The sequence below is a fragment of the Luteolibacter sp. SL250 genome (assembly GCF_026625605.1).
In the GTDB taxonomy this organism is placed as follows: Bacteria; Verrucomicrobiota; Verrucomicrobiia; order Verrucomicrobiales; family Akkermansiaceae; genus Luteolibacter.
The window spans coordinates 1,103,475-1,123,598 of sequence record NZ_CP113054.1 but is presented as its reverse complement, the minus strand read 5'-3'; the positions used below and the strand labels follow the sequence as shown (position 1 = coordinate 1,123,598).

Here is a 20,124-nt window from a genome sequence, read left to right as displayed (position 1 = left end):
CATGGAAATCCCCCCCATTTCCGCGGTCGCCGGCCTGCTCATGCTCGCCGCGATCCAGCCCGCATGCGCTCAGAGCTACGAAAGCCTGACGAGTGAAAAGACCATCCAGATCGTCTGGGCGAGCGATGCGTTCACCACCAGCCTGATGGCGGACGGCACCACCACCTTCGGCGGAACGCCGCTCAACATCCAGTTCGAGCTGGGGACGTTCACCGCGGGGTTCGACCCGCGCGGTGCATCACCGGCGGAGTGGGCCGCGAACTGGGTGGTGCTGCAGACCGCGATGTATGACAAGACGGAACAGCAGGTGATCGAGACGGCCACCCTGGGCAGCAACGCCGCGCCTTTCGCCGAAAACACGCAGGCCTACATCTGGGGTTACACGACCAAGGACCTGAACAGCGGGGTGGCGGAGTGGATCATGCTGGCGGCGGACGAATGGAAGTGGCCGTCCGTGGATTCCCTGCAGCCGCCGACTTTCTCCGTATCCGATGCGGCGAAGCCTTCCGAGATGATCCTCGGCTCCGTGAACGGAAGCTACAACGGCGTGTCCTACCACATGCAGCTCGCCTCTGTCACGGCGGTTCCGGAGCCTTCGGTGATGGCGTTGCCAGGGCTGGCATTGCTGGGACTCGCGCTGCGGAGAAAGCGCTGAGAGGACATCTGCGGTTGCGCGGACAGGCGGCCCGGAGAATGCTTTGCGCATCCGGTTCCGGGTCCATGCGTCGATTTTTCACCAGCTTCCTCACCATCGCGGCGCTCGCCGCCTGTCTGCCCGGACACGCGGAGACAGGACCGTTCCTCAATGGGGTCTTCCCGAAGTCCGCGCCGGGACCGAGCGGCAACTGGGCGCTGGCAGACGCTTTTCCGAACCTGACCTTCGTCGATCCGGTGCGGCTGGCGGCGGATCCACGTGACCCCTCCAAGGGGTTCGTGATCTGCCGCAACGGCCAGATCTGGCACATCCCCTTAACCCCGGATGCGAAGCCGGAGGACAAAGTGCTGGCGCTGGACCTGAGCGCGAACACGCTGGGCTTCGGCGACTCCGGCATGATGTCGATGGTGTTCCACCCGGACTTCAACATCCCGGACAGCCCGAACCGCGGACACGTTTATGTCTATTACCAGTGGGTGCCGGAACAGCCGGGTGACTTCGACCCCGCGACGCCGAACTACCTGAGGCTGTCGAGATTCACCATCGCAGATGGCGCGGCCACCATCGACCCGGCCTCCGAGTTCGTGATGATCCAGCAGTTTGACCGCCATGCGTGGCACACGGGCGGCGGGATGTTCTTCGGGCAGGACCGCTTCCTTTACCTGGCGATCGGCGATGAGGGAGGGAGCAAGGATTTCTACAAGTCCGGGCAGAAGATCAACGACCGGCTGTTCGGCGGGATTCTCCGGATCGATGTCGATCAGGACCCGGCACGCTCGCACCCCGTGAGGCGGAGGCCGCAGGCCATCCCCGTTCCCGCAGGCTGGCCGGAGACCTTCACGCAGGGCTACTCGATCCCCAATGACAACCCGTGGCTGGACCAGAAAGGCGGGGTGCTGGAGGAGTTCTGGAGCATCGGCACGCGGAACCCGCACTCCATGTGCCTGGATGAGGAGACCGGGGAAATCTTCGTCGCGGATGTGGGGCAGGACTCGCGGGAGGAAATCACCATCGCCCGCAAGGGTGGGAACCACCAGTGGCCCTACAAGGAAGGCAGCATCGACGGGCCGATGAAGAAGCCCGCGAAACTGATCGGAAAGGAAGTGCCGCCGGTGTTCGACTACGCGCGCACGATGGGCGGCTGCGTGATCGGCGGGATGGTGTACCGAGGCTCCGCCCATGCCGGGACGCTGACGGGCAGGTATATCTTCGGAGACCACGCGTCGCGCAGCATCCATGCGCTCGACCAGTCCGATGCGAAGCACGTGGAGGCGGAGTTCCTCACCGGCATACCGCGCTCCCCCGGGGACAAGCGCCTGCTTTCCGGCATCAGCGAGGGACCGGACGGGGAGCCGTATTTCATCGAGCTGGGTGATCCCGGCACGGACACGGGGAAGATCCACCGGCTGATCCGCTCCGGGACGCCGGTGCCCGAACCACCGCGCCTGCTTTCCCAGACAGGTGCATTCACAGACACCGCCGCACTCGTCCCCTCCCCCGCCCTCCTGCCCTACGCGGTGAACTCCCCACTGTGGACGGACGGCGCGGCGAAGCAACGCTGGATCTCCCTCCCCTCCGGCGCGGAAAAGGTCCGCTACCGGGAGCAGGGTGAGTGGGATTTCCCGGTGGGCACGGTGCTGGTGAAGCACTTCGCCCTGCCCGTGGATGACCGCGACCCCACGAAAGTGAAACCGGTGGAAACACGGTTCTTCGTCCATGGCGAAGGCGGCCACTACTACGGCGTGACCTACCGGTGGAACGAGGCGGGCACGGATGCGGAGCTGATCTCCAAACGCGAGAACCGCAGGTTCCAGATCACCGGAAAGGATGGCAAAAAGCGGTCACAGACATGGACCTTCCCCAGCCGTTCGGATTGCTTCACCTGCCACACCCCGGAGGCGGGCAGCGTGCTGGGCCTGCGTTCCCACCAGTTTTCTCCCGAACAACTGGAATCCTGGAACCGCCTGGGGCACTTCGGGGAGTCCTTCGGAAAACGCGATCCCCACACGCTGGTCAGGGCCGTGGACCCGCACGATCCGCATGCCTCGCTCGATGACCGGGTGAAATCCTATCTCGATGCGAACTGTGCGCACTGCCACCACCCCGGCGGTGTGGCCGCGAATTTCGACGCCACCTACACCCGCCCGCTGTCCGCCCAGAAGCTGGTCCGCGGGATGGTCAACCGGCCTTTCACCGGGGCGCAGGACCGCGTGGTGGCCGCCGGGGATCTCCCGCACTCCGTGCTGGCCGCACGCATGGGCGTGACCGGGGACAAGCAGATGCCGCCGCTGGGCAAGAACGTGGTGGACCGGAAGGCGGTGGCGCTGGTGGAGGACTGGATCCGCAGCCTGGATGACGACCGCTTTCCACCCAATACCCAGCCCGGCCTGCAGGCAGACTACTACAAGGGCAGTCGTTTCGACGAGCTCGTCCTGAGCCGGACCGATCCCGCCGTGGACTTCGACTGGGGCAACGGCTACCCCGCCGAGGAGGTGGGCGTCGGCAACTTCTCCGTGCGCTGGCATGGGGAGGTCATCCCCCCGGCATCCGGAACCTACAATTTCATCGCCACCAACGACGACGGCATCCGGGTGATCGTCAACGGGGTGAAGGTGATCGACTCCTGGGCGGACCAACCCGCCACGGAACGCTCCGGTCCCATCCAGCTCACCGCGGGCAGGCCGGCGGATCTGGTGGTGGAGTTCTACAAATCAACCCCCGGGGCGACGGTGAAGCTGGCATGGTCCGGCCCGGGCATCACCCGCGGGATCATCCCCGAGAACGCCTACCGCCGGTCATCCACCACCGATCAGGAACCGGTGGCGGAGGATGATGAGATCCAGGTGAAAAGGTCCGGCCCCACCGCCATCGACGTCCTGGACAATGACGTCGGCTTCAACGCCCCGCTGGGCATCCATGGCGTGAGCATCACCGAGACACCGGTCCACGGCACCATCCGCATTTCCGGAGCCACCGGAAAACTAACCTACACGCCGGATGCCACCGGCCCGAAGGAAGACTCGTTCCGTTATACTGTGAGCGACTCGCGGGGGCTGATTTCCAACGAGGCGACGGTGGTTCTTACGCCTGGCCCGTGAAATGCCTTTCTTCATCTGCGTACATCCCGTTCATCTGTGGTTGGATTTCTCCCGATGGCGGAACCTTGGTGGCGCCTCCCATAAAATTCGTTTGCCCCGTCCGCGATCCCCGCACAGGCTCGCCCGCCCTGTCCCATGCAGCGCCCGCCCAAAAAGTTTGTCCCGCATCCTTTCGCCTACCATCAGGAAATTGATGTGGAGATCCAGTCCCTCACCAACCTGGGATCCGGGGTGGCGCGGGTGGACGGATGGGTGGTGTTCGTGCCGTTTTCCCTGCCCGGCGAAACCGTACGCGCCCGCGTCTTCCGCAATGACAAGAACTGCTCCCATGCGGATCTGGTGGAGGTGCTGAAGCCGTCCCCGGAACGTGTCGAACCGGGGTGCCCGATCTTCGGCGACTGCGGTGGCTGCCAGTACCAGCACCTTTCCTACGACCAGCAACTGGCCTGGAAGACCCGTCAGGTGGGCGAGCTGATGAAGCACATGGCGGGCATCGAGTATCCGGTGAACCACTGCCTTTCCTCCGAGCAGGTGTGGAACTACCGCTCGAAGATCACTCCGCATTTCGAGAAGGAGAAGGATGGCCGCATCGGCCCCATCGGTTTCCTCATGAACGGCCGCCGCTCCCAGTTGGTGGACGTGCCGCAGTGCCCGATCGCGATGAAGGAGATCAACGCCGCGCTGCCCGCGATCCGCGAGGACATCCGCGGCAACACCCACCGCTACAAGCGCGGCGCGACCATCCTGCTGCGGGCCACTGCGGAAAAGGTGGAGACCAACCCGAAGGCGACGGCCATCGAGAAAGTGGGCGACCTGACCTTCCAGTTCCTCGCCGGAGACTTTTTCCAGAACAACCCGTTCATCCTGCCGCTGTTCACCGGCTACGTCGCGAAGCAGGCGGTCGCCGCCGGGGCGAAGTATCTGGTGGATGCCTACTGCGGCTCCGGCCTGTTCGCACTGACACTGGCGAAGCACTTCGAGAAAGTCGCCGGTGTCGAGGTTTCCGAAACGTCCTGCGAATGGGCGCGGAAGAACGCGAAGGGCAACAACATCACCAACGCCGAGTTCCTCACCGCATCGGCGGAGGCGATTTTCGACGTCATCAGTTTCCCCGCCGCCGACTCCGCCGTCGTGATCGACCCGCCACGCAAAGGCTGCACGCCGGAGTTCCTGGACCAGCTCATCAAGTTCGGCCCGTCACGCGTGGTTTATGTATCCTGCGATCCGGCGACCCAGGTGCGCGACCTGAAGCAGCTTTCCGAAGGCGGCTACCAACTGGCGGATGTGCAGCCGTTCGACCTGTTCCCTCACACGCGCCATCTGGAGTGCGTGATGACACTGGTGAAGGTCTGATTCCATCCCGCTCGATGGCTCGCCGTTTCCAATGGCTTGCGCGGCGTGAGCCTTTCCATTGCAAAGGCACCAGGAAAAGGAAACCGGGGGTCTCCTATAGACCCCCGGTTTCCCTTTCCCTTTCCGGAAACGGGAAAATATCACTTTTCCCTTTCGTGTCCCTTTTTCCCTTTGTGCCGTCGTGAGGGAGTTCCAATGCTCACGTCGTTCATTTTCAATCACTACCGTCGGAGCACCATCATGCCTGAGGTGGCGGAGGCTGAAATGCCACTTTCCCTTTCATGTCCCTTTGCCCCGGCAGACCCTGCTTCGGAGAGGCAAAGGGAAAGCTTGTCATTTTCCCTTTCGGCGGAGGGGGCATCCACCCCGCAGAACCTTTCATGAGATTCGCTGCCCCACCAATCCCCGCATCAGCGAGACGACGGTTTCACCCGCGACGTCCCAGTTCAGGCGCGCCTTGAACTCCTCGAAGGATCCAAGCGCGAGCGCTTCGTAGGCAGCCGGGTCCGCCATCTGTGCCTGGATGAAATCCGCGTATCCCTCCCCCTCATCCTCCAACGGGAACAGCATGCCGTTTTTCCCGGAGGTGACGACGGAGGGCACCCCTCCGGTGATGGCCGCGAGCGATGGCAGGCCGAACGATCCCGCCTCCGCGAAGACCAGGCCGAAGCACTCCGCCCGCGATGGCACGATGAGGAAATGCGCGTCCGAAAACAGCTTCGCCAGCCGGGCCGCGCCGGCCGGGAATTTCTTCGAGATGAATCCATGCCGAACGACGAAATCCGGCAGTTCCCCGGGAGGCTCACACCCGACGACATGCAGGCGGACCGCCAGACCGCGGGACTTCAGGATCTCCGCCGTCCGCAGCGCGATGGGACCGCCCTTGCGCTCCCAATCGACACCGACAAAGAGCAGCTCGCAGGTCTCCAGATCACGCGCGGCCACCAGCCCGCGCACCACCGCCTCGTCCCGGGCGGCGGAGACATTCGCCCCGAAGGGTACCACCTTCACCTTGGCGGGATCGACGTCGTAGTGGTCCACCGCGCTTTTCGCCGCCCACTCCGAGGTGTAGATGGCCAGCGAGCAGTTGGTGAGCGCCTGCTGTTCCGCACGACTCCCCTGCCAGACCGACAGCTTGGCGAGGTTTGAGAAATCCCGGTAGTAGTCCTTGATCCCGGCAAAGGTGGCATCGGTCCAGAACACGATTGGCTTGTCGGACTTCACCTTGGCGATCGGGATGGAGCCGGGACTGAAAATGACATCCGGGCCGATGTGTTCGCAGCGGAATTCCACCTGCTCCGCACAAGCTCTCAGGATTCCCGGAGTGCGGTCGCTGAGGAACGTTTTTCCGGTGAGGTATTTGAAGGCCAGCGACATCAGTTTGCCCTCGATCTTCGCCGCCTTGAGATTCAGGCTATCCACCGGCAGGATGTCACACCCGGCATTTGCGAGCGCCTCCCGCACATGGAAAACCGAGCCGGACCAGGCGTGGACATCCCCGGAGGCATAGGGAGTCACATAGGCGACTTTCATCGGGCCTGACGGCGCTGGAGTTCGACAAAGGCGTTCATGGCCGGTTCCTGCGCCTCGATTTCCCGCACGAGCTGGATCTGGTTGCGGCAGCGGTCGAGATTCTGGCCGGGGCGGTGGATCTTGAAATACACGTCTCCTTCCAGGTAGTCGGTCAGGAAACGGATGGCGACTTCCAGCGTGATGAGTTTCCCGGAGAATGCCAGGTAGCGGACCTCCGTTTCATTGAGGAAACCGCCCGCCGTATCCAGATAGCCGCGGACCAGTGCCTCGAACATGGGCATCTGCATCTTCACCTTCGAAAGGTCCTGCTCATCCTCCGCCGCTGGGCTGGTGGCAGTGCGGATGAGATCGCCGAAGTCATAGAGCGCCAGACCGGGCATGACGGTGTCCAGGTCGATGACGCAGACGGCTTCATCCGTCTGCGCGTCGATCATGACGTTGTTGATCTTCGTGTCATTGTGGGTGACGCGCAGCGGGATCTGCCCGGCAGCGGCGAGATCGAGCAGGATGTCCACGAGGGTTTCACGCGCCTGGATGAAATCCACCTCCGCCCGGACGCTTTCCAGACGCCCGCAGGGATCCGCGGCGATGATTTCCGCGAGGCGGTCGTAGCGTTTCCGCGTGTTGTGGAAATCCGGGATGGTGTCGATGATGACGGAGGCGTCCAGGTCGCTGACCAGATCCTGGAACGCGCCGAAGGCGTGGGCCGCCTGGTAGGCCTGCCGCTCGTTCTCCACGATGTTGTAGGTGACGCAGTCCTCGATGTGGTTGTAGCAGCGCCACACCGCCCCCTGCGCGTCCTCCACCCAGAATCCCCCGACACGGGCGGGGAAAAGGTTGAGCGTCTGCCCGCCCAGGTCATGCTTCCGGCGGAGGACCTTGCCGTTGATGTGGTGGGTGACCAGCTCTACGTTGGTCATCACCGCATACGGATCCTTGAAGACGTTGCGGTTGATCGCCTGGAAAATGTAGCGCTCCACCGCGCCGTCCGGGAGCCGGTAGCTGGCGCGGTAGGTGGAGTTGATGTGGCCGCTGTCGATCTCCTCACCGAGGACGAATTCCCCCTGGACGGCGAATTGGTTGCCGATGTCCGCCACCAGCTTCTGGACTTGCGGATTGATCGGGCGGGTCGGCGATGTCGGAGGCACGGGGAACTTGTGACCAAATCGACGCATTTTTGCAAGGATGCCGACTGGCGGGCGCCGGGAGGGCCATCTCCCCCACCGTTCCCCGGTATTGCCAAAGCGCCGCATTCCGGAAAACCTCCGCGCGTGATCCAGCGCAGGCCATTCCGCTACCCGGGCACGGACGAGGACGTCGTCCGGCTGGAGGCGTTGCTGCGCGACGGCCTGCGGGCCGCGGAATTCCAGGCGGCGGGATCGCTCGCCGTGCTGAATCTGGCCTGTGGCCGGGCGGACGAAACCGGCGCGCTGGCCAAGGCACTGGAGCCGATGCAGATCGGCTTCTACCTGGGAATCGATCTCCGTCCGGATGCCATCGCGGAAGCGGCGGCCCGCTGGGCGCTGCCGGACGGTGAGATCGGGTTCCGTTGCGGGGACGCCGCCGCCACGGACCGGATGCGGCAGTTGCCCGCCTTTGATTTCATCTTCATCCGCCACCAGAACTACTGGCATGAACCCGCCGTGTGGGACCGCCTGCTGGGCAATGCGCTGGGCAGGCTGAAGCCCTCCGGACTGCTGGTCTGCACGTCGTATTTCGACCGGGAGCACGAGCTGCTCGTCGCCGCGCTGCGGACCCGTGGAGCCGGCCTCGTCGCGAACCTGCGGCACGCCCAGTCCCGCCCGCTGCCGGACGCCCCCGGCAAATCCGTGGACCGCCATCTGGCGATTTTCCGACAAGGACAAGAAATCGCTTTACATCCCGGTCCCGCCCGGTAGCTTCCGCGTCCCGGTCGCGCCCGCCACCGGCAGCCCCAACCATTTTTCAGCCATGAAAGTTCTCTCTTCCCTCGCCTCCGCGAAACGCCGTCACGCTGATTGCCAAGTCGTGAAACGCAAAGGGACGGTCTACGTCATCTGCAAGAGCAACCCGAAGTTCAAGGCCCGCCAAGGCGCGACTGTCGGCACCCGCCTCTCGAAGAAGGGCGTCAAATAATCCGAACGCGGATCCAACCATTTTCGAAGGAAGCGGCCCATCCGGCCGCTTTTTTCATGCCTGCGAGGCGAGCTTTTCCAGCACCCGGCCCGCGGCGATGAGGCCGAAGCTGGCCGTCACGTGCGTGGCGGTGCCGTAGCCGGACTCACAGGACAGGCGCAGGTTCGTGCCTTCCGGACGCTCGCAGGAGACGGAGCCATCGTACTGCGGGAAAAGCGGCGGCTCGTCGGTAAAGACGGCGTCGATGCCCAGCGGGTCCGGCTTGCTGTTGATGGGCGTCTTCGGGAAAGCATGGTCCGCCCGCAGGGTGCGGCGCAGTTGGTGGAGCAGAGCGTCCTTTCCGCTGTAGGCCAGATCCGTGACGCGGATACGGGTGGGATCCCTCCTGCCGCCCGCCCCGCCACAGGTGACGACGGGGATGCCGCGGCGGTGGCACTCCGCCACCAGCAGGGCCTTGTGCTTCACGGAGTCGATGGCATCGAGCACAGCGTCGAAGCCCAGATCGAGGATCTCCCCGGCATTCCGTTCCGTGAAAAAGGTGTGGAGGATCCGCACGTCGCAGTCCGGGTGGATCGCCTTTGCGCGGTCCGCCATCGCATCCGCCTTCTGACGGCCGATCTGGCCGTCCATCGCGTGGAGCTGGCGGTTCACGTTGGTCAGACAGATTTCATCCAAGTCCACCAAGGTCAGGTGGCCGATGCCCGAACGCGCCAGCGACTCGACCGCCCACGACCCCACCCCGCCGATGCCGATGACGGCGACGCGGGATTTCAGGAAACGCTCCAGCGCCGCCTGACCGTAAAGCCGGGCAATGCCGCCGAACCGATGGTGGGAATCCGTCTCAGACACGCGCGCAAGATGTCCCGGAACGCGCGGGAGTCACGCAACAAAATACGGCCCGGTTTGAAATGGGAGCCATGACTGGATCGGCATGCGGGTTGCCAAGCGGCGGGTGCTCCGGCACAATGGCGCATGCACGACCTGCACATCCACCTTGGCGGCGCGGTTCCGTCTTCCGTGCTCTGGGAGATCCTCTGCGACAACGGGCTGAGGACGGAGTATGTGGATTTCAACAGCTTCCACGCTTCCCTGACGGCGAAGCCGGATGAAGTGAAGTCGCTCGATGATTTCCTGGGCCGCTACTTCCAGGTGACGGAGGAGATCCAGTCCTCCCCCTCCGCCGCAAGCGTGTCCGCCTACCAGGTGGTGGCAAAGGCCTACCGCCGGGCGCGGGTGCAGTCGCTGGAGTTGCGCTTCAACCCGCAGAAGCGCATGCGCCACGGGCTGCACACCATGGACGCCATCATCCTCGCGGTCATGCAGGGGCTGGAGCGGGCCTCCCTCCACTACGGGGTGGCGACGGGCATCATCCTGTCCCTCGGGCGGGACCTGCCGCTGGAGGCGAACTGGCAGATCATCGATGCGGCGGTGAAATGGAAAAGCCGCGGCTCGCTCAACGGGGCGAACGGCGTGGTCGGTATCGACATGGCAGGGCCGGAGTCCCGCTCGCTGGAGCTGAGCAAGCCATGGATGAGCGAGGTGGCCGCGATGATGGAGAAGGCGCGCGACGCCGGGCTGAAGATCACCTACCACGTGGGAGAGAGCGAGGGCACCGGCCCGGAAGGCATGCTGCGCGTGCTGGAGACGGTGCGGCCGGACCGGATCGGCCACGGGATCGAGCTGCGGAAAGCGGAGGGAAAACAGCGGGAACGGATCATTTCCATCCTCAAGGAACATGATATCTGCCTGGAACTCTGCCCGACGGTGAACCGCGTGACGCGGGTGGTGCCGGACTTCGCCTGTGTGGGTGATTTCGTCAGGACTCTGGCGAAGGAGGGCATCGCCTACTGCATCAACACGGACAATCCGTATCTGGTGCACACGAACCTGCGGCATGAACACGAGATCGTGGGCCGGGAACTGGGGGCGGATGCGGACCCGCTGCTGGCGCTGGGCATTTCCCATGCGGAACGGCATCGGTTCCTGCTGCCGTGAAACGGAGCGCGGACTTCAGTCCGCTTGGCTTCGCAAAGGGTTCCATCCTGCAGTGTCTGGAGTCTCCGGGGCGGACTGAAGTCCGCGCTCCGTCCGTTTCCCCTGTTGATCTCCGCGCCGTGGGTCGTCATGTTCCGATCATGCGCCAAACCCTTTTGATCGCCCTGCTGCCGCTGGCCGCCATCGCGGCGGAAACTCCCGTGAAGCCCGCCAAAGCGGCGATGCCACCCACTGCGGCCGATGTCGCCTACGGCACCCACGAACGGCAGGTGCTGGATTTCTACAAGGCAGCCTCGGACAAGCCCACTCCTCTCCTGTTTTTCGTGCATGGCGGCGGATGGACGGCGGGCGACAAGGACAAGAAGACCGACTTCAAGGCCTATCTGGACAAGGGCATCTCCGTGGTGTCCATCAACTACCGCTACACGTGGCAGGCGCAGGTCGATGGCATCCATCCGCCGGTGAAGGCACCGCTGGAGGACGCGGCGCGCGCGCTCCAGTTCGTCCGCTCCAAGGCCGCGGAGTGGAACATCGACAAAACCCGCGTGGCGACGACCGGCGGCTCCGCAGGTGCCTGCACCAGCCTGTGGCTGGCGATGCACGACGACATGGCCGACCCGAAAAGCAGCGACCCCATCGCCCGTGAGTCCACCCGTCTGCTGTGCGCGGCGGGAACCCGCGGCCAGACCTCCCTCGACCCGCAGCAGTGCAAGGAATGGACGCCGAACAGCCGCTACGGCGGCCACGCCTTCGGCTTCATGGACCCGGCGAGCGTGAAATCCCGTGATACCCTTTTCGCCGAGTTCCTGTCCAAGCGGGAGGAACTGCTGCCGCTCATCCGGGAGTATTCACCGATCGAGCATGCCAGCGCGGATGATCCTCCCATCTACCTGATCTACACCACCCTTCCCGCCATGGGACAGCCGGAGAAGGACCCCACACACTCCGCGAACTACGGTGTGCCGCTGCACGCGAAACTCACCGCGCTGAAGGTCCCGTGCAAGCTGGTCCACCCAGGTGCGCCGGATACGAAGCACCCGACCAGCGAGTCGTTCCTGATCGACATGCTGAAAAAGTGATCCGCAAAAGACGGATCACTTTTCCGACAATGAATTCGTCTCCGCCGTCACGCACTCCATGCGCGATGGATGACATCCACCACCTTGTCCGCCACATCCGGGTTCTCCAGCGGGGCGTCCGCTGCGAGTTCCTGCAGGATGATCTGCGGAAGCAGGTCCGTGAGCTGCAGCACCTGGGGCGCGGCGGTGTTGATGCCGGAAAGAGCGAGATCCGCACATCGTCCGTGCCCGACGGCGAGCGCCAGTGTGTAGAGCATCGCGTAGCTGGTCTCCGTCATGTTCATGGCCATCCGGTCGTCGCGGACGATGCGGGACAGCGGATGCTCGCGGAGCTTTCCATAGATCCCGGCCAGCACGCCGGTCACGCTCATGGCGGCTTCCTTGATCGCCGCGCCGAAGGTTCCGCCTTCCTCCTCGGAGATGGACTTCAGCGTTTCGAGCCGGGAGTTCGCCCCGGCAACGATGCCGCGAAGCACACCCGAGAGCTGCGGATGCGCCTTCACGCGGTCGTCTTCCAACTGGCCTTCGATGGCATTGATGATGTCCCGCTCGAGGCCGATGACATCGTTCACATACATCTTCAGATTATCCTGATGTTTCTCACTGGTGACTGCACTCATGGTGCCGCCATCCCAGCCATGGCCGTGCCAACGGGAAAATCCCCGCCAATGCTTCATCAGCAGACGAAAGACCGCCTCGTGCCGGTTGCACAAAGCGGCCCGCCGTTGCAAAAGCACCAGCCACGGCGGGCGCGCGGTTCTACCTGCTGATGGCGACCTTCACTGGCACCGGCTGGACGAGGGCCTGCAGCTCCTTTTCACACGCCTCGATGGCAGCCTGCGCGGCAGCCAGCTTTTCGGCATCCTTTTCCTTGCTCGCTTTCCGCCATGCCTGGTTGAGGGGCGACTGGAGCTGCTGGACCAGCTTGCCGATGGCGGAGGAGCGTTCGGTCATGGCGAGGGTCATGTTCCAGCCCTCCGCCAGTTGCTTCGACGTCGCCTTCGCAGCCGGTTTGCCATCGATGGAGATGTTATACTCACCCTCCGGCAGGCCGGTGACCTTGAGCAGGTATTGTGAGAGATCCAGCCCCGAGGGCAGGAGATCGAACGCCGCCTTTCCGGACGGCAGGACCGGCCAGAACCCCGTTTCATCCAGACGGGTGAAGGACAGCTTCCCGTCCGCAGCGGAGACATCGGTGATCTTGCATCCCTTCGTCCCACCGACTTTGCCATCCGCGGAAATGGTGGCGGAGCTGACGTCACCACCGGCTCCGAGGCCTTTCAAGATCACCGCCGCCATCGTGTACTGGCCGACAGGACCGGGGTGGACCGGATCCCCGCCGAGCGGGATGAGGGATGGAGGAAGCTTCGGCTTGGCGGGCTTCCCATCCGGAGCGGGTGCGGGTGCAGGCTCCGGCTGCGGATTCTTCGCGGCGAGTTCCGCGCCTTTCCGGCGGTTGTCACCCCACACGTCGATGAGCGGATGGTACTGGTCCACAAACAGGACATCCTCCTCCGCCGCCAGCTTCTGCAGCGCCTCCGTGAATGGATGGATGGTCTTGCAGCGGTCACCCCGCCAGTCGTTCATCTTGCTGCCGTCATCGACGGGACTGGAGGAAATCAGGATCGGCGTGGCGGGGATGGCCCGGATCTTCGCGATGATCTTCTTCATCCCCTCCACATAAGCGGGCAGCGTCTTGGCGAACTCCCCGCCGACATCGTTCATGCCCAGCTCGACACTGACGATGGTGGGCTTCCAGGCAGCGACATCGTATTCGAAGCGGTCGAGCACATGGTTCGTGCGGTTGCCTCCGATGCCGGAGTTGCGGAAGTGCAGTTTCAGCTCCGGGTGGCGCGTGCGGTAGTACAGCTCGATGTAGTTCGAGTGCTGGCGCTGGGCGGTGATGCTGTCCCCGACCATGACCCAGAGGTCATTGTCCTTCAGTTTGAGGGGCGCGGGTTCCGCATGGAGGGTGGCGGCGCAGGCCACCACCAGGGAAAGGGCGGAGATGCGGAAGAGCGTTCTGATGGATTTCATTCCGGCCACGCTATCCGGAGGTGGAATCCCGTCAAGGAAGCTGCACCTTGTCACGGCGGGGGTCATACTCCCGCGCATCCTCAGCCATACATCTCCGCATTATCCAAAACCGCCCGCCCGGTGCATCCTACGGCCATGAAAACCACCACACATCCGGTTCTCCACGGTCTCCACCACGTCACCGCCGTCACGGCAAACGCCCAGGCCAACCTCGACTTCTACACGAAGACGCTCGGCCTGCGGCTGGTGAAGCGCACCGTGAACCAGGACGACGTTTCCGCCTACCACCTGTTCTATGCGGACGCCATCGGCAGCGCGGGCACCGACCTCACGTTCTTCGACTGGGCGGGCATCCGCCCCGCACGGAACGGAGCGGGCACCGTCTCCGAAACCGGCCTGCGCGTCTCCGGCGGCGAAGCCTCCCTCGCCCACTGGGTGAAGTGGCTCGACTCGCAGGGTGTGACCCGCGGCGAGATCGAAACCGTGGACGGCCTGCCCACGCTCCCCTTCCAGGATGCGGAGGGCCAGCACCTGCGGCTCATCGCCGAAACGACGGTCGCCGGGGACATCCATCCATGGCACGGCAGCCCCGTGCCGCTGGAAGCCGCCATCGTCGGCCTGGGATCGGTGAACCTCACCGTCGCGGACTTCGACCTGACCGCGCGCTTCCTGACCGGAGTGCTGGGCTTCCGCCAAAGCTCCGCTGATGCCTCCCTCTTCGAAACCGGGGACGGCGGCGTGGGCGCGAAGCTCAGGCTGGACGCCTCCACCCAACGCGGCCTGCAAGGCGCGGGTGGAGTCCACCACGTGGCATGGAGGGTGCGCGACGAGGACGAACTGATCGCCTGGCAGAAGCACATCGAAAGCCACGGCTACCAGACCTCCGGAGAGGTGGAGAGGCACTACTTCAAGTCCCTCTACTTCCGCATCCCCGGCGGCATCCTGTTCGAGATCGCCACGGACGGCCCCGGCTTCGCCGCTGACGGTGAGGATCCCGAGCACCTCGGCGAAACGCTGGCCCTGCCTCCATTCCTGGAACCACACCGCGCCTCCATCGAAGCGAACATCAAGCCCCTCAACTACCAACCTTCCACCGCAGCGAAGTCATGAACACCGCCTCCAACGATCTGGGATTCATCCACCGCTTCATCCCCGCCACCGATGTGGCGGGGGCGGACACCCTGCTGTTGCTCCACGGCACCGGAGGGAATGAAAACGACCTCATCGAGCTGGGCCGCTCGCTGGCACCGGAGGCAAACGTGCTCAGCCCGCGCGGAAAGATTCTGGAAAACGGGATGCCGCGCTTCTTCCGGCGGCTGGCTGAGGGTGTCTTCGATGAAGAGGATCTCATCCACCGCACGCACGAGCTGGCGGATTTCATCACGGCGGCGGCGGGGCAGTATGGCTTCGACGCGAAGCGGGTGACCGCCCTCGGTTACTCGAACGGCGCGAACATCGCCGCCAGCCTGATGCTGCTGCGCCCCGGCGTGCTGCACCGCGCCGTCCTCCTGCGGGCGATGGTTCCGCTCACCCCGGACCAGGCACCGGACCTCACCGGGACGGATGTCTTTCTGGCAAGCGGGATCACCGACCCGATCCTGCCGCTCGAAAACGCCCGCCGTCTCGCGGCCATGCTGCGGGGCGCGGGGGCGGAAGTGAAGCACTTGGAGATCCCCACCGGACACCAGCTCACCTCGGCGGAACTGGACGCAACACGGAACTGGCTCAAACAAACCTCATCATGAACTCCATCGAAAAACTGAAGGCCGCACGCAACGGCCTGCTGAAACTGCACCGGGAACTGATCACCTCCGAAAGGGCGGTGTATGAACACGCCGCCGGACCCATCCCGTCCGCCGGGGCGTTCCTCCAGTTGCTCGCCCATGATCCATGGTTCGAGTGGCTGCAGCCCTTCACCAGGCTGATCGCCCGGGTCGATGACGCGCTTTTCGACAAAAAGGTGCCCATCACGGACGAACGGGCGGAGGCCCTGATAGGCGAGATCCGCGCGCTGCTGGAAGCGGATGCGAAGGACGGTGGCTTCGGCACCACCTATGCGGAAACACTCCGTCGGGATCCCCACGTGCTGGCCACCCACGCGGAGGTCAGGCGCGTGCTGGGAGCCTGAAAGCAAACCGGCGGATGAGCCCGGGGGGGAGGCTTCATCCGCCGGTTCTGTCCGGGGGGCTGTTCGGGGGGAGTTCAAGCCCTGCGCTCACGTTGGGGGGGAAAGTCGTTCGCGCTGACATGGAGAGACTGTCACAAAACCGGCCATTCCAACATTACGCCATCATGGCTACGTGCCCGCGTAGGTTCCGGGACGACATCGCTGAAAAGCGAATCGGCAGACAAGCCGGGGGGACTTTCTGCCGATCTGCTTTCGGGGGGATGTGTGGGGGGGCGTCTTCGCTTTCGTCGGGGGCCGTTCGCGCTGACAGGGATAGACTGGCACAAAACCGGCCCGTCCGCCATTACGCCATCGCGGCTACGCGGGTGCGTTACCCGCCGGGGTCACCATTTCATCCATCGGGAGACCACGAACACCGCCCCGGCGGATGCTCCTGCGAGAGCGAGGATCATCCAGAAACCGGAAGCCCCGCTGTGCTCCACGACGGGAAGCCTCACGTTCATCCCGAAGATGCTGAAAATGGCGGTCGGCACCATCAGCCCGATGGTCACCAGCATGAGCCGCTTCATGGTCACGTTCAGGTTGTTGCTGACCACGCTGACCCTGGCCCCCACCAGACCGGAGAGCACCTGGCTGTAGGTCGCCGCCATTTCCTGGCACTGGGAGTTCTCGATGGTCAGGTCATCAAGGAACTCGCAATCCTCCGGGGTGAGCCTCAGCCTGCTGACGGAGGCTTTCAGCCGCTCGATGACCCTGCCGTTGCTGCCGATGGCGTTGAGGTAATAGACGAGGCTCTTTTCCAGCGTGAACATGTGGAGCAGGTGCTTGTTTTCCATGGAGGTGTTCACCTTCTGCTCCAGTTCCTCCGCGATCATGTTGAAGACGTTGAGGTGCTCTTCGAAGTGCCAGACGCAGCGGAAGATCACCTTCAGCATCACATCGTCCAGATTGCGGATCTGCTGGAAGTGTTTCCCCTCGAAACGCAGCCCTTCCTCGGACACGACGAACACCAACCGCTCCCTGAACACGAAGATGCCAACCGAGCTGACCTTGAAGAAGAAGTTGTCCTCGGAGCAGTACTGCTTCGGCCGCTTGATGATGATCGCGGCGTGATCCGGCTCGAATTCCACCCGCCCGAGTTCGTTGGGGTCGAGCGATGAGGCGAGGGTGTGGCGGTCGATGCCGACTCCATCGATCAGAAAGGCCCGTTCCTCCTCCGTCGGGTCCGTGCAGAGCAGGATCGGCGCGTTTTCATCGTCGGTCTCAGCCAGCTTGCGGTCCCTGATCTCCAGCCGTTGGAACATGCCATCATGAAAGCCGATGGGCTGGGTGATTTCGACAGAAAAGAAGCTCCTCGCAATGATCGTCACGGATGCCATCATTGCCGGAACCCATGCGGATCCTCCTGTTCATGTTCCTGCTTTCCGTCTGCGGCTTCGCGGCGGAGCGGCCACGACTGGCGGTATTGACAGACATCGGCGGGGATCCGGACGACCAGCAGTCGCTGGTGAGGCTGATGGTCTATGCGAATGAGTTCGACATCCGCCTGCTGCTCGCCAGCTCCGCGGGCATCCCGGGACAACTGAAGGAACCCATCGTCCGGCCCGACCTCATCCGGGAGACGATCCTCGCCTATGGCAAGGTGCTGCCATCCCTGCGGAAACACGCGCAGGGTTGGCCGGAGGCGGACCACCTGCTGGAAAGCGTGAAAGCGGGAAACCCGCTCCGTGGCCGCGGCCATATCGGCGATGGCCATGATACCGACGGCTCCCGCGCGCTGATCTCCGCCGTGGATGCAGGGAGCGGGGAACGTCCGCTCAACATCGCCATCTGGGGAGGCCAGACGGATTTCGCGCAGGCACTGTGGAGGGTGCGGAACGACCGTGGAGAGGAAGGCTACCGTGTCTTCATCACACGCCTCCGCGTCTATGACATCGACGACCAGGACAAGATCGCGGACTGGATGCGCGGGGAGTTCCCCGGCCTGTTCTACATCCTCGCCAAGGCTCCACCCGGGAGGGACAAGCGGGAGAGCACCTACCGGGGGATGTACCTCACCGGGGATGAATCGCTCACCAGCCAGGAATGGATCGCGAAGAACGTGCTTCCGAAAGGGCCGCTCGGCCAACTCTATCCGGTGAAAACCTGGACCGCCCCGAATCCGCATGGCTGCATGAAGGAAGGGGACACGCCTTCATGGTACTTCTTCTTACCGGCAGGAGGCAATGATCCCGGCGACCCGACGAAGCCCGGATGGGGCGGGCGGTTCCTGAAGGAAGCCGATGGCTGGTTCCGCGATGCGGAGCAAGACGGGCAGGATGACCCACGTCTCTCCGTCAGCCGCTGGCGCCCGGATTTCCAGAAGGACTTCGCCAAGCGGATGGCCTGGTGCCAGCCCTGAAACTTCCAAGCCCACCACCACGTATCCCGCCGAAATCCATGAAACTCCATCTTCCGAAACTGATCCTTCCGGTCGCCACGGTGATCACCCTCGTCACCACTTTCACACCTTCCTCCGCAGCCGACGGACCGACGCCATTCCCTGACGCGAAGGAGGCATCCGCCTGGCCGGGACAGGGTGTGATCCGGGTCCACGGCTGGATGACGGACAACCGGAATTATTTCTGGAGCCAGCGGCAGAAGGACAAGGGAGCGGTCGTCTTTGTCGGCGACTCGCTGACCGGCAACTGGAAATCCCTGGCCGCCTCATTCCCCGGGCTGAAAGTCGCCAACCGCGGCATCGGCGGGGACGTGAGCCGCGGTGTGCTGTTCCGCTTCAAGGAGGATGTGCTGGATCTCGAACCGGAGGCGATCGTCATCAACATCGGCTCGAATGACCTGAGCGCCCACGGGGATCCCGCCACCATCGAGGCGAACATCAAGGAGCTGATCGCACAGGCGCGGGCCTACAAGGCCAGCGTGCCCATCATCGTCTGCACCATCCCACCCCGCGACAAGGCGGACGCACCCGCCAAGCCGGGCGCCTATGCGGACATCAACACCCGCATCCTGAAGCTGGGCAAACCCGGCAAGGACTTCGAGGTGCTGGACCTGTTCACCCTCTACGCCAACAAGGAGGGCAAGCCCGCCAATCCGGAGCATTTCGCGGCGGACAAGCTGCACCTCGCGGAGCCTGGCTACCAGGTCTGGGCGGAGGCGCTGAAGCCGGTCTTCAAAAGGATGAACATCAAGTGAGCGGACAAACCGCCATCACGGTGAATCCGATTTAACCCATTCACCGAAAGGACATTCGGAATGATGCAATCCTTCGGAAAAGGCCGATTTCGGTTGATCGGCCATGCCGCAGTGTCGAGTTTCCCCGGATGCCTTCCATCCTCAAACGCACCCTCGTCCTTTCCTCCCTCCTCGCCGGTTCACTCAGCTTCGTCAGTTGTGCGAGCGGCCCCAGTTATGCCGAAGCGAAATCAACGCTTCCTTCCGTGGCGAAGGGCCACAGCCGGGTGTTCATCTACCGGCCGAGTTCCTTCGGAGCCGCGATCAAACCTGCGGTGAAGATCGATGGCACGGCGGTGGGCACCTCGGAGGGCCAGGGCTTCATCTACTCCGACCAGAAGCCGGGCCAGCACGTGGTTTCCATGTCCACGGAGTGGACCCACAAGGCGACCATCACCGTGAAACCGGGCGAATCCACGTTCGTCCGCAGCAAGGTCCGCCCGGGCCTCATCGCCGGCCACATCATCCCCGAACAGGTGGACAAGGCGACCGGCGAGGAGGAGATCCAGGACTGCAAGCTGTCCGCGGAATAAGCCGGAGCTATTGGAGTTCCTTGAAGCGCTTGTAGTCCTCCTGCAGGCGCTTCGTCCTTTCCTCGGTGAGCATGTTGAGGCTGCCCAGCCGCTCCAGGCCTTCCCCCGTCCCCCCTGCCATGTGGTGGGAGTCGAATCCAGCCTGGGCATCCCGGTAGGCGAGCCATGCCCGCTGGGTTTCGCGCAGGCGCTTCTTGCCCTCGTCATTGAGGATGGAGAGCAACTGCTGGTAGGCCTTGTTCATCGCCGTGTCGGACTTGTCGAGGATGGACGCGGCCTCCTCTTTCATCTCGGCGTTGGATTGGGCGTGGACCACCAGCGGGGCGAAGGCCAGCAGGCACAGCAATGATGGAAGTTTCATGTC

General features: G+C 63.8%; 20 protein-coding genes. 13 read left to right on the top strand and 7 right to left on the bottom strand.

Translation table 11 applies throughout. From position 1 onward, the window contains the following. The first annotated feature begins 1 nt into the window (after position 1). The 3 genes from OVA24_RS05005 (at position 2) to OVA24_RS04995 (ending at position 5,106) form a co-directional block, all read left to right on the top strand. The gene (locus OVA24_RS05005) at positions 2 to 655 is read left to right on the top strand and encodes a PEP-CTERM sorting domain-containing protein (protein ID WP_267674088.1); all 654 of its coding nucleotides are present in this window, start codon (positions 2 to 4) and stop codon (positions 653 to 655) included. A 65-nt stretch (positions 656 to 720) separates the two neighbouring features. Beyond that, the gene (locus OVA24_RS05000; protein ID WP_267674087.1) at positions 721 to 3,753 is read left to right on the top strand and encodes a PQQ-dependent sugar dehydrogenase; all 3,033 of its coding nucleotides are present in this window, start codon (positions 721 to 723) and stop codon (positions 3,751 to 3,753) included. A gap of 135 nt (positions 3,754 to 3,888) precedes the next feature. Next, positions 3,889 to 5,106, top strand: a complete 1,218-nt coding sequence (locus OVA24_RS04995) for a class I SAM-dependent RNA methyltransferase (RefSeq protein ID WP_267674086.1) — start codon at positions 3,889 to 3,891, stop codon at positions 5,104 to 5,106. A gap of 378 nt (positions 5,107 to 5,484) precedes the next feature. Here the strand turns inward: OVA24_RS04995 and OVA24_RS04990 are convergent, their stop codons facing one another. After that, positions 5,485 to 6,639 (bottom strand): glycosyltransferase family 4 protein, encoded by a 1,155-nt coding sequence (locus OVA24_RS04990; RefSeq protein ID WP_267674085.1) that lies wholly within the window; start codon positions 6,637 to 6,639, stop codon positions 5,485 to 5,487. Next, positions 6,636 to 7,787: a phosphotransferase enzyme family protein gene (locus tag OVA24_RS04985; RefSeq protein ID WP_267674084.1), complete on the bottom strand. Its 1,152-nt coding sequence runs from the start codon at positions 7,785 to 7,787 to the stop codon at positions 6,636 to 6,638. Before OVA24_RS04985 ends, OVA24_RS04990 begins: the two co-directional genes overlap by 4 nt. A 123-nt stretch (positions 7,788 to 7,910) precedes the next feature. On the opposite strand from OVA24_RS04985, the gene OVA24_RS04980 reads away from it, so the two are divergent. Then, a complete protein-coding gene (locus OVA24_RS04980) occupies positions 7,911 to 8,537 on the top strand; it encodes a methyltransferase domain-containing protein (protein WP_267674083.1) in 627 nt (208 codons plus the stop codon). A 52-nt stretch (positions 8,538 to 8,589) separates the two neighbouring features. Beyond that, positions 8,590 to 8,754 carry a type B 50S ribosomal protein L36 gene (ykgO, locus tag OVA24_RS04975; RefSeq protein WP_267674082.1) on the top strand — a complete coding sequence of 55 codons (165 nt, stop codon included), beginning with the start codon at positions 8,590 to 8,592 and terminating at the stop codon, positions 8,752 to 8,754. A 54-nt stretch (positions 8,755 to 8,808) separates the two neighbouring features. Here ykgO and OVA24_RS04970 read toward each other — a convergent pair whose 3' ends face one another. Next, the gene (locus OVA24_RS04970) at positions 8,809 to 9,603 is read right to left on the bottom strand and encodes a tRNA threonylcarbamoyladenosine dehydratase (protein WP_267674081.1); all 795 of its coding nucleotides are present in this window, start codon (positions 9,601 to 9,603) and stop codon (positions 8,809 to 8,811) included. A gap of 123 nt (positions 9,604 to 9,726) precedes the next feature. Between OVA24_RS04970 and OVA24_RS04965 the strand changes: the two genes are divergently transcribed. Together OVA24_RS04965 and OVA24_RS04960 are read left to right on the top strand one after the other, a co-directional pair. Then, positions 9,727 to 10,749, top strand: a complete 1,023-nt coding sequence (locus OVA24_RS04965) for an adenosine deaminase family protein (protein ID WP_267674080.1) — start codon at positions 9,727 to 9,729, stop codon at positions 10,747 to 10,749. A gap of 140 nt (positions 10,750 to 10,889) precedes the next feature. Then, on the top strand, positions 10,890 to 11,828 hold the full coding sequence (locus OVA24_RS04960; RefSeq protein ID WP_267674079.1) for an alpha/beta hydrolase: 939 nt from the start codon (positions 10,890 to 10,892) through the stop codon (positions 11,826 to 11,828). 47 nt (positions 11,829 to 11,875) lie between these two features. On the opposite strand, the gene OVA24_RS04955 is transcribed toward OVA24_RS04960, so the two are convergent. Continuing rightward, the gene (locus OVA24_RS04955) at positions 11,876 to 12,448 is read right to left on the bottom strand and encodes a hypothetical protein (protein ID WP_267674078.1); all 573 of its coding nucleotides are present in this window, start codon (positions 12,446 to 12,448) and stop codon (positions 11,876 to 11,878) included. Positions 12,449 to 12,587: 139 nt separating this feature from the next. Next, positions 12,588 to 13,865 (bottom strand): SGNH/GDSL hydrolase family protein, encoded by a 1,278-nt coding sequence (locus OVA24_RS04950; RefSeq protein WP_267674076.1) that lies wholly within the window; start codon positions 13,863 to 13,865, stop codon positions 12,588 to 12,590. A 135-nt stretch (positions 13,866 to 14,000) separates the two neighbouring features. On the opposite strand from OVA24_RS04950, the gene OVA24_RS04945 reads away from it, so the two are divergent. Genes OVA24_RS04945 through OVA24_RS04935 form a run of 3 tightly spaced genes read left to right on the top strand, consistent with a single transcriptional unit; the run spans position 14,001 to position 15,993 of the window. After that, positions 14,001 to 14,975 carry a ring-cleaving dioxygenase gene (locus tag OVA24_RS04945; protein ID WP_267674075.1) on the top strand — a complete coding sequence of 325 codons (975 nt, stop codon included), beginning with the start codon at positions 14,001 to 14,003 and terminating at the stop codon, positions 14,973 to 14,975. Next, the gene (locus tag OVA24_RS04940) at positions 14,972 to 15,610 is read left to right on the top strand and encodes an alpha/beta hydrolase (protein WP_267674074.1); all 639 of its coding nucleotides are present in this window, start codon (positions 14,972 to 14,974) and stop codon (positions 15,608 to 15,610) included. Before OVA24_RS04945 ends, OVA24_RS04940 begins: the two co-directional genes overlap by 4 nt. Beyond that, complete coding sequence (locus OVA24_RS04935) at positions 15,607 to 15,993, top strand: hypothetical protein (RefSeq protein WP_267674073.1); 387 nt, start codon at positions 15,607 to 15,609, stop codon at positions 15,991 to 15,993. Before OVA24_RS04940 ends, OVA24_RS04935 begins: the two co-directional genes overlap by 4 nt. Positions 15,994 to 16,376: 383 nt before the next feature. On the opposite strand, the gene OVA24_RS04930 is transcribed toward OVA24_RS04935, so the two are convergent. Next, entirely contained in the window at positions 16,377 to 17,363 is a 987-nt protein-coding gene (locus OVA24_RS04930) for a magnesium transporter CorA family protein (RefSeq protein WP_267674072.1), read from the bottom strand. A 23-nt stretch (positions 17,364 to 17,386) separates the two neighbouring features. Between OVA24_RS04930 and OVA24_RS04925 the strand changes: the two genes are divergently transcribed. The 3 genes from OVA24_RS04925 (at position 17,387) to OVA24_RS04915 (ending at position 19,760) form a co-directional block, all read left to right on the top strand. Further along, positions 17,387 to 18,394: a DUF1593 domain-containing protein gene (locus tag OVA24_RS04925; protein ID WP_267674071.1), complete on the top strand. Its 1,008-nt coding sequence runs from the start codon at positions 17,387 to 17,389 to the stop codon at positions 18,392 to 18,394. Positions 18,395 to 18,432: 38 nt separating this feature from the next. Further along, positions 18,433 to 19,188, top strand: a complete 756-nt coding sequence (locus OVA24_RS04920) for a GDSL-type esterase/lipase family protein (RefSeq protein ID WP_267674070.1) — start codon at positions 18,433 to 18,435, stop codon at positions 19,186 to 19,188. Between the two features lie 128 nt (positions 19,189 to 19,316). Beyond that, positions 19,317 to 19,760, top strand: a complete 444-nt coding sequence (locus tag OVA24_RS04915; protein ID WP_267674069.1) for a DUF2846 domain-containing protein — start codon at positions 19,317 to 19,319, stop codon at positions 19,758 to 19,760. A 7-nt stretch (positions 19,761 to 19,767) separates the two neighbouring features. Here OVA24_RS04915 and OVA24_RS04910 read toward each other — a convergent pair whose 3' ends face one another. Beyond that, positions 19,768 to 20,121 carry a lysozyme inhibitor LprI family protein gene (locus OVA24_RS04910; RefSeq protein WP_267674068.1) on the bottom strand — a complete coding sequence of 118 codons (354 nt, stop codon included), beginning with the start codon at positions 20,119 to 20,121 and terminating at the stop codon, positions 19,768 to 19,770. Positions 20,122 to 20,124 lie beyond the last annotated feature (3 nt).

What these genes read in the sequence shown, in the direction of transcription:
- OVA24_RS05005 (WP_267674088.1), top strand. Translation starts at nt 2, where the DNA reads ATGGAAATCCCCCCCATTTCCGCGGTCGCCGGCCTGCTCATGCTCGCC.
- OVA24_RS05000 (WP_267674087.1), top strand. Translation starts at nt 721, where the DNA reads ATGCGTCGATTTTTCACCAGCTTCCTCACCATCGCGGCGCTCGCCGCC.
- OVA24_RS04915 (WP_267674069.1), top strand. Translation starts at nt 19,317, where the DNA reads ATGCCTTCCATCCTCAAACGCACCCTCGTCCTTTCCTCCCTCCTCGCC.
- OVA24_RS04995 (WP_267674086.1), top strand. Translation starts at nt 3,889, where the DNA reads ATGCAGCGCCCGCCCAAAAAGTTTGTCCCGCATCCTTTCGCCTACCAT.
- OVA24_RS04940 (WP_267674074.1), top strand. Translation starts at nt 14,972, where the DNA reads ATGAACACCGCCTCCAACGATCTGGGATTCATCCACCGCTTCATCCCC.
- OVA24_RS04925 (WP_267674071.1), top strand. Translation starts at nt 17,387, where the DNA reads ATGCGGATCCTCCTGTTCATGTTCCTGCTTTCCGTCTGCGGCTTCGCG.
- OVA24_RS04965 (WP_267674080.1), top strand. Translation starts at nt 9,727, where the DNA reads ATGCACGACCTGCACATCCACCTTGGCGGCGCGGTTCCGTCTTCCGTG.
- ykgO (WP_267674082.1), top strand. Translation starts at nt 8,590, where the DNA reads ATGAAAGTTCTCTCTTCCCTCGCCTCCGCGAAACGCCGTCACGCTGAT.
- OVA24_RS04960 (WP_267674079.1), top strand. Translation starts at nt 10,890, where the DNA reads ATGCGCCAAACCCTTTTGATCGCCCTGCTGCCGCTGGCCGCCATCGCG.
- OVA24_RS04950 (WP_267674076.1), bottom strand. Translation starts at nt 13,865, where the DNA reads ATGAAATCCATCAGAACGCTCTTCCGCATCTCCGCCCTTTCCCTGGTG.
- OVA24_RS04945 (WP_267674075.1), top strand. Translation starts at nt 14,001, where the DNA reads ATGAAAACCACCACACATCCGGTTCTCCACGGTCTCCACCACGTCACC.
- OVA24_RS04935 (WP_267674073.1), top strand. Translation starts at nt 15,607, where the DNA reads ATGAACTCCATCGAAAAACTGAAGGCCGCACGCAACGGCCTGCTGAAA.
- OVA24_RS04910 (WP_267674068.1), bottom strand. Translation starts at nt 20,121, where the DNA reads ATGAAACTTCCATCATTGCTGTGCCTGCTGGCCTTCGCCCCGCTGGTG.
- OVA24_RS04955 (WP_267674078.1), bottom strand. Translation starts at nt 12,448, where the DNA reads ATGAGTGCAGTCACCAGTGAGAAACATCAGGATAATCTGAAGATGTAT.
- OVA24_RS04990 (WP_267674085.1), bottom strand. Translation starts at nt 6,639, where the DNA reads ATGAAAGTCGCCTATGTGACTCCCTATGCCTCCGGGGATGTCCACGCC.
- OVA24_RS04920 (WP_267674070.1), top strand. Translation starts at nt 18,433, where the DNA reads ATGAAACTCCATCTTCCGAAACTGATCCTTCCGGTCGCCACGGTGATC.